The sequence below is a fragment of the Paenibacillus naphthalenovorans genome (assembly GCF_900099895.1).
Classification (GTDB): Bacteria; Bacillota; Bacilli; order Paenibacillales; family NBRC-103111; genus Paenibacillus_G; species Paenibacillus_G naphthalenovorans.
The window spans coordinates 67,044-74,116 of record NZ_FNDY01000023.1 but is presented as its reverse complement, the minus strand read 5'-3'; the positions used below and the strand labels follow the sequence as shown (position 1 = coordinate 74,116).

Here is a 7,073-nt window from a genome sequence, read left to right as displayed (position 1 = left end):
GCTGCGGTGCGGGTCGGCTACGTCCACCATAGTTTCACTGCAGATTAACTGGAAATTCTTCAAAAAGAAGATTCTAAACATACTATACGAGGAGTATGATCAATGAATAAACCAAACATTCTTCTCATGATATCGCATGATACGGGAAGATATTTAGGCTGTTACGGACGACCTGTAGAAACGCCGAATCTCGACGGTTTGGCCGCTCAGGGCGTTCTTTTCGACAACTATTTTTGTCCGGCGCCCCAATGCAGTCCCAGCAGGGGAAGCGTCATTACCGGACGTTACCCGCATAATCACGGCATGATTGGGCTTGCCCATCTTGGATTTTCCATTCGTGACGGCGTGGCTACGCTGCCGATGGAACTCCGCAAGGAAGGGTATCAAACGGCTTTGATCGGGTTAAGCCATGAGACGATCGGGGAGCCCGGCGGGACGAACTTTTCTTCGGGCAAGGCACTCGGTTATGAGGAAGTCATTTCCGTCCCGGGCGACAGAGCTCCTGCGGTTGGTGAACGAACCGCCGCCTTTTTAAGAGAAAAGGCGAAGGAGGGCGGGAAGCCGTTTTTTGCCTCTGTCGGTTTTTTTGAAACGCACCGGGATTTCGATGAATATGAGCATGCCGCGGACCCTAGGGAAAAGGCCGTTCCCCCGGCTTATCTTCCGGATACGCCGGATGTGCGCGATGATTTCGCCCTGCTTCACGGTTCGGCCAAGACGCTTGATCTTGGCGTCGGACGTATTCTGAATGCCTTGAAAGAAACGGGGCTGGACGAGAACACGGTCGTCATCTACACGACGGATCACGGCATAGCGTTCCCCCGGGCCAAAGGCACCCTGTTCGACAGCGGATTGGAGACCGCACTGATTGTATCGTGGCCGAAGCAATGGGCAGGGGGCAGGACAGAGCGGCAGCTGCTTTGCAATATCGATTTAATGCCGACCCTGCTGGAATTGGCCGGAGCTCCGCTGCCCGCCGACCTTGACGGACGAAGCTTCCTGCCGCTGCTCGAAGGGAAAGAGGATTCCGTACGGGACCATTTTTTCTGCGAGCTGACGTGGCATGATTTGTACCACCCTATGCGCGGAATCCGCACGGAACGGTACAAATATATCCGCAACTTTGAGCCGGGGCCGTCCGTTTACTTGCCGCTGGATATTCACCGCAGCCTGTCCGGGCGTGCAGTAAGGGACGAATATTACGTGCCCAATGTCCCCGAGGAACTGTATGATCTGTCCCAGGATCCGCTTGAAACCAACAACTTGGCCGGAGATCCGGCATTCAGGGATATACTGCTTGAGCTGCGTGAACGCGTAGAGCGCAGAATGCGGGAAACGAATGATCCGCTGTTAAAAGGCAAGGTACCGGGCGTACTGGCTCCCGAATGGGATTCGGAATACCGGAACGGTACGGCTTATGCCGCTAAGGGAAGTAACGCCTCCAGGTAAGTAACCGGGCGAATAACCCCCTTTTTTCCTGAAGCGCCGCATGATTGAAAAGACCGTTATTCACCGGAATACGGTCTTTTTTCATTGTCCGCTGCAGAGGTCATTATGATACAATGAGTTAAAAAATGCAGGAGAGCAAACATGGAACAATATCAAACCTTAATCGGAGTCGTGCTGGAGAAGCTGGATCAAACGTATAAGGATTTAAAGTTTAACTATCAGGGGCTTGATAGTATTCTGGGCGATCATTCGCCCGAGGAGATTGCCAATACGCCCGAGCTGATCACGATAACCGATTTGCGGGATGCGTATGGCGAATTCATTCAATGCATAGAGAGGCGTTTCCCGGGAATAAAAAGCTGAAAATCCAGATTTTGTATTGACAATGGAAATATCTTGTATTAGAATCTTTGTAAACGCATACATGTAATGGATTACATTCGATGCGGCAAGGGATAAAGAAGGGGGTGTCGGAATGCGAAAGGTGACGATGGATGATGTAGCTAAACGATGCAAGTTATCCGTCGCGACCGTATCACGCGTCTATACCAATCCGGAGAAAGTCTCCCCGAAAAATCGCGAGAAGGTATATCGGGCTATTGAGGAGCTGAATTACCAACCGAATATGTTGGCCCGCAATCTTAGAAAGCTGCAAACCAACAGTATTTTGGTTGTGATCCCCAACATTATGAACACGTTTTTTTCTTACATCTTAAAATCCATACAGAATACGGCATTTGAGAACGGTTATCAGGTTCTGTTAGGAGATACCGACAAATCGCCGGAGATGGAAGAAAAATATTTGCACCTGCTGCAGCAAAAAATGGTTGATGGCGTGATTTTTTTGTATCCTCGCATGCATCCCTCAGAAATACAGCGTGTAATAGACAAGCACCCTGTTGTGATTGTAGGGCACCAAGAGACACCCGCAGACATTCCTTTTGTAATCAATAACAACCGCTTAAGCTCACAAACGGCAACCGAACATCTCATCCGGTTGGGCCACCGCAGAATCGCCTATTTTTCCGGCCCCCTTGGACTTTCCTTGAGCAAGGAGCGGCAGGAAGGCTTTTTCTCCGCGATGGAAGCCCATGGATTGGCTGTCGATGAATCCCTGGTTTGTGAAGGAGACTTTTATTTTCAATCCGGCTATGACCTGGCCTTGCAGATGCTGGCCTCCCCCAACCCTCCTACGGCATTGGTAGCGGCAAGTGATGAAATGGCCATTGGGGCTATGAAAGCAGCCAGAAAACTGGGGATATCCATCCCGGATGAATTTGCGGTGGTCGGATTTGACGACATCAAAATGGCATTGATCTGTGAACCGCCGTTGACTACAATGGCACAGCCTAAAGAGGACTTGGGCAGAATATCGGTAGAAATGCTGATCCGCATGATGAAGGGCGAGCCTTTAAGCAGCAAACATGTGATTCTGAATGACGAGTTAGTCATCCGCGAATCCTGCGGATTTCATTTAAACCGTTTGTAATCGATTACAATACAACAAGGTTCGTGTCCGCTTTCAGGACATGAACAAACGATTGATTTGTAATCGATTACAAATCAATCCCGATGCAAACACAAAACCATACGGCTTGAAGGGGGTGATGAAGCGATCCCATTAACGGGCTCCATTTTTCGGTGTTGTTTTATCCTTCATTACCATGTTCAGGAGGGTTTGGAATGAAAAAAACAATGGTCATGTTAAGTGCCATCTCCCTTATTTTGGCGGCTTGCAGCAGTTCCACAACACCAACGAGCCAACAAGGAAGCACATCCGGAACGTCATCCGGCACCCCGGCGGCAGGAGGAAATAGCGGAGGCAAGAAAACGCTGGAGTTTTGGTATATCGATCCCGGCGAGAAAGAAAAAGTATATTTGGAAGCGGTAGAACGTTTCAAAGCGAAGCATCCGGACGTCGAAGTCAAAACGCTGCAAACGCCAAATGACACCTATAAACAAAAATTTGCTGTAGCGATGACCGGAGGCAATCCGCCCGATGTGTTCCATTCGTGGGGCGGCGGATGGCTGAAAGAGTTTGTCGGTCAGAACAATGTTTTGGAAATTACGGGTCAGTTCGATTCGAGCCTTTATAACCAACAGGCTTTAGCCAATGCGACCTTCGACAATAAAGTATACGGGCTGCCATTGGGGCTTTCCCTGTCCGTGTTCTGGTACAATAAAGAGATATTTGCCAAACATCAGATCAACCCCCCTGCTACTTGGGAGGAGTTCTTGAATGTCGTCGATACGCTGAAGCAAAATAAAGTCATCCCGATCGCATTGGCCAACCAGCCCAAATGGCCGGGGGCTTACTACTTGATGTATTTGGCTGACCGCGCGGAAGGCCCGGAGCTGTTCAACCATGCGTTCGCACGTCAGGGCCGCGGCTTTGACGATCCGGGCTATGTGAAGGCAGGGCAGTACATTCAAGAGCTTTCCAAACGCGAAGCGTTTAACAAAGGCTTCAACGGCATTGCCTACGATGCGGGTCAAGGACGCCAGCTGATGTACACGGGGCAAGCGGCCATGATGCTGATGTCCAATGCGTTCGTAAATAACATGCGGGCGGAAGCGCCGAGCTTTGAGGCCAAATTGGATTTCTTCCCGTTCCCGACGCTGCCGGGAGGCAAAGGCGATCCGGGCAACCTTCAAGCCACCACGGCTCCGGTATGGTCCGTATCCAAGAAGTCGGCCAACCCGGATTTGGCTATCGAATTGATTAAGGAATTGACCAGCCTGGAAACCGCACAAGCTTATTCGGATCGTACGGCTTCTCCTGTTGCGATCAATGGAGTAACTTACAAAGACGTATACGCTAAACGGCTGGCCGAAATGTCGGCGAATGCCAAAGCGATGTTTTGGCCTTATGACCAAACGCTGCCGGCGGAATTGGCCGAGCTGCATAAGGATACGACGCAGGCCTTGTTCGGATTGTCGATTACTCCGGAGGAAGCGGCGAAACGAATGGAAGAAAAAGCGAAGCAAATCTTGAAGTAAAGCAGGACGGGGGGGATTCTCCCCCCCTATTTTCTCAACCTGTGCAGGAAGGATGTGGGGAACTTGCAAAAAACAGAATATTCTTACCCTGCAGCGACTTCGCTGAGCCCGGGCCGAAAAAAACAATTCGATAAAAGGTTGACCATTTGCTTGTTTCTTGCGCCGGCACTGATCGTTTACTGCATTTACATCCTGTATCCGATATTCGGGACGGCTCAATACAGCTTTTATCAATGGAAGGGCGGAGCGGATAAAACCTTTATCGGGTTGCAAAATTATACCGTTCTTTTTTCGGATCCTGTTTTTTGGAAGGCGTTTCTGAATAACGTCAAAATCATTTTCACCTCGGTTTTTCTTCAAATTCCATTGGGGTTGATCATGGCGTTGATTTTGTTTGCTCCCATACGGGGCAAGCGGTTGTTTCAGACGATTTACTTCATGCCTTTTTTGATGTCGACGGTAGCCATTGGTATGCTGTGGATCTTCATGTTTGATCCCTTGAATGGCGTGGTCAACCGTTTGATCAGTCTGTTCGGCTTCGAATATGTCGCTTGGCTCAGCGAAGAGAAGACGGCGATGAGCGCTATCTTATTGGTCATTGTTTGGCAGTACGCGCCCTTTTACATGATTTTGTTTAAAGCGGCGATCGTCGGGATTTCGGAGGATCTGTACGAGGCGGCAAGCATAGACGGAGCGAGCGGGTTTGAACGATTTTGGCATATTACGCTTCCGCTTCTTATGCCGACGATCGTGACTTCATCGACTTTGGCCATTGTCGGTTCGTTAAAAGCGTTCGACATCTTCTATATTATGACGGGTGGAGGACCGAACGGCAGTACGGAGCTGCTGGGTACCTACATGTACAAACAGGCGTTTATTCATTTTGATATGGGCTATGGCAGTGCGGTGGCCTTTATGATGTTCCTGCTGGCATTCATAGCAGCGGGCGTCATCCAAGTTATGGAAGCCGGCCGCAAGAAGAAGGGGGCGATGCCATGACGGCGACGATCAGGCTTGTTCCCCAGTACATCCTTGCCGTTGCGCTGCTGGTCTTTACGGGATACCCGTTCCTATATATGGTTGCGACCTCCTTCAAAACGCAGGAACAATTTTTTATGGATCCGTTCTCGTTGTTCACGTCGATTCAATTCTCCAACTATATCCTGGCGTTTGAAAAAGGACTTGTGGCGTATTTCTTCAACAGCGTCATCGTTACATCGATATCGGTTGCGCTTACCGTATTCATCGCAGCCTTGGCGAGCTATCCGCTGAGCAGATTGAAATTCCGCTTGAATAAGCCGGTATTCCTGCTGCTGGTGTCGGGTATGATGCTGCCTATTCATTCTACGCTGATTCCGATTTTTATTCTGACCCGCAATGCCGGTTTAAGTGACTCTCTTCCGGCTTTAATCGGTCCGTATGTCGCGTTTAGCTTACCGATCTCGATATTTATATTGACCCAGTTCATGTCGGAGCTTCCCCGCGAGGTGGAAGAAGCCGCAGAAATCGACGGCTGCGGTCATATGCGAATGTTTTGGAACGTTATTCTGCCGATGCTTACGCCTGCGGTGGCTACGATTGTGATCTACAATTTTATTCATATCTGGACGGAGTTTATTTTCGCTCTGGTCTTGATTTCGAGCCCGGAGAACATGACGCTGCCGCTCGGAATGCAGAAATTTTACGGAGAATTAACGGTGAATGTTCCCGCATTAATGGCCGCTCTGACTTTGGCTAGCTTACCGATCCTTACGGTTTATTTTATGGCCCAGGAAAAAATCGTTACGGGACTGACCGGAGGAGCGGTGAAATAATGGGATAACAATTCGGAGAGGGAGAGATTCCATTGAAACGAATGGGGATTGGCTTGCAAATGTATACGGTGCGTGACGAAACGGCCAAAGATTTCCGCAGTACGCTGCGTAAAGTCGCTGAGCTGGGGTACGAAGGGGTGGAGTTTGCCGGTTACGGCGACGTGCCCGCCGAAGAGATGAAGAGCTTGCTCCAAGAGTTGAATTTAAAAGCGATCGGCAGCCATGTGAGGTATCATCTTCTCCAGGACAATCTGGAGAACGAGATCGCCTATTTGAAGACCATTGGAGCTGAATATATCGTGTGCCCTAATATTCCTCAGGATGATCGAAGAGATTGGGAGCGGCATTTTTCCTTTTTTGAACAGGTTGCCCGGAAAGCGCAAAAGCATGGTCTGCAGTTCGCTTATCATAACCATGCCTTCGAATTTGAAGAGAAAGTAGGGGAGCAATTTGTCTTCGACGCGCTGTACGATGCGCTGCCTCCTGTTTTGGCCCAGGTGGAAATGGATCTTGGGTGGGTGCAATATGTCGGTCAGGATCCGTTGGCGTATACCGCCAAATATTCGGGACGCCTTCCGCTGCTGCATTTGAAGGATTTCCGCTATGCCGAAGACGGCGGCATCGATACGCTGGAGCTTGGAAGAGGGATTATCCATCTGCCCGAGGTGCTTCAAGCCGCCTCGGATGCCGATGTCGAGTGGCTTATTGTGGAGCAGGACCGGTGTCAAAATCCGCCGCTTGAAAGTGTAGAGATCAGTATGCAATGGCTGTGTGAGAATTATTTGTCCCGTTTATAAAAAGGATAAAAGG

7 protein-coding genes are annotated in these 7,073 nt (G+C 49.7%); all 7 read left to right on the top strand.

What is annotated here, in order from left to right; all coding sequences use genetic code 11:
- Positions 1–102 precede the first annotated feature (102 nt).
- The 7 genes from BLT35_RS18795 to BLT35_RS18765 all read left to right on the top strand — a co-directional run bounded on the left by BLT35_RS18795 (position 103) and on the right by BLT35_RS18765 (position 7,060).
- Complete coding sequence (locus BLT35_RS18795) at positions 103–1,449, top strand: sulfatase family protein (RefSeq protein ID WP_074729416.1); 1,347 nt, start codon at positions 103–105, stop codon at positions 1,447–1,449.
- Positions 1,450–1,590: 141 nt separating this feature from the next.
- Positions 1,591–1,812, top strand: coding sequence for a hypothetical protein (locus BLT35_RS18790; protein WP_054817455.1), 222 nt, complete (start codon positions 1,591–1,593; stop codon positions 1,810–1,812).
- Between the two features lie 112 nt (positions 1,813–1,924).
- On the top strand, positions 1,925–2,938 hold the full coding sequence (locus BLT35_RS18785) for a LacI family DNA-binding transcriptional regulator (RefSeq protein WP_074729414.1): 1,014 nt from the start codon (positions 1,925–1,927) through the stop codon (positions 2,936–2,938).
- Between the two features lie 194 nt (positions 2,939–3,132).
- Positions 3,133–4,449, top strand: coding sequence for an extracellular solute-binding protein (locus BLT35_RS18780; protein ID WP_074729412.1), 1,317 nt, complete (start codon positions 3,133–3,135; stop codon positions 4,447–4,449).
- Between the two features lie 63 nt (positions 4,450–4,512).
- Positions 4,513–5,448 (top strand): carbohydrate ABC transporter permease, encoded by a 936-nt coding sequence (locus BLT35_RS18775; protein ID WP_254611456.1) that lies wholly within the window; start codon positions 4,513–4,515, stop codon positions 5,446–5,448.
- Entirely contained in the window at positions 5,445–6,263 is an 819-nt protein-coding gene (locus BLT35_RS18770; RefSeq protein WP_074729410.1) for a carbohydrate ABC transporter permease, read from the top strand. Before BLT35_RS18775 ends, BLT35_RS18770 begins: the two co-directional genes overlap by 4 nt.
- Before the next feature lie 32 nt (positions 6,264–6,295).
- The gene (locus tag BLT35_RS18765) at positions 6,296–7,060 is read left to right on the top strand and encodes a sugar phosphate isomerase/epimerase family protein (RefSeq protein WP_074729408.1); all 765 of its coding nucleotides are present in this window, start codon (positions 6,296–6,298) and stop codon (positions 7,058–7,060) included.
- Positions 7,061–7,073 lie beyond the last annotated feature (13 nt).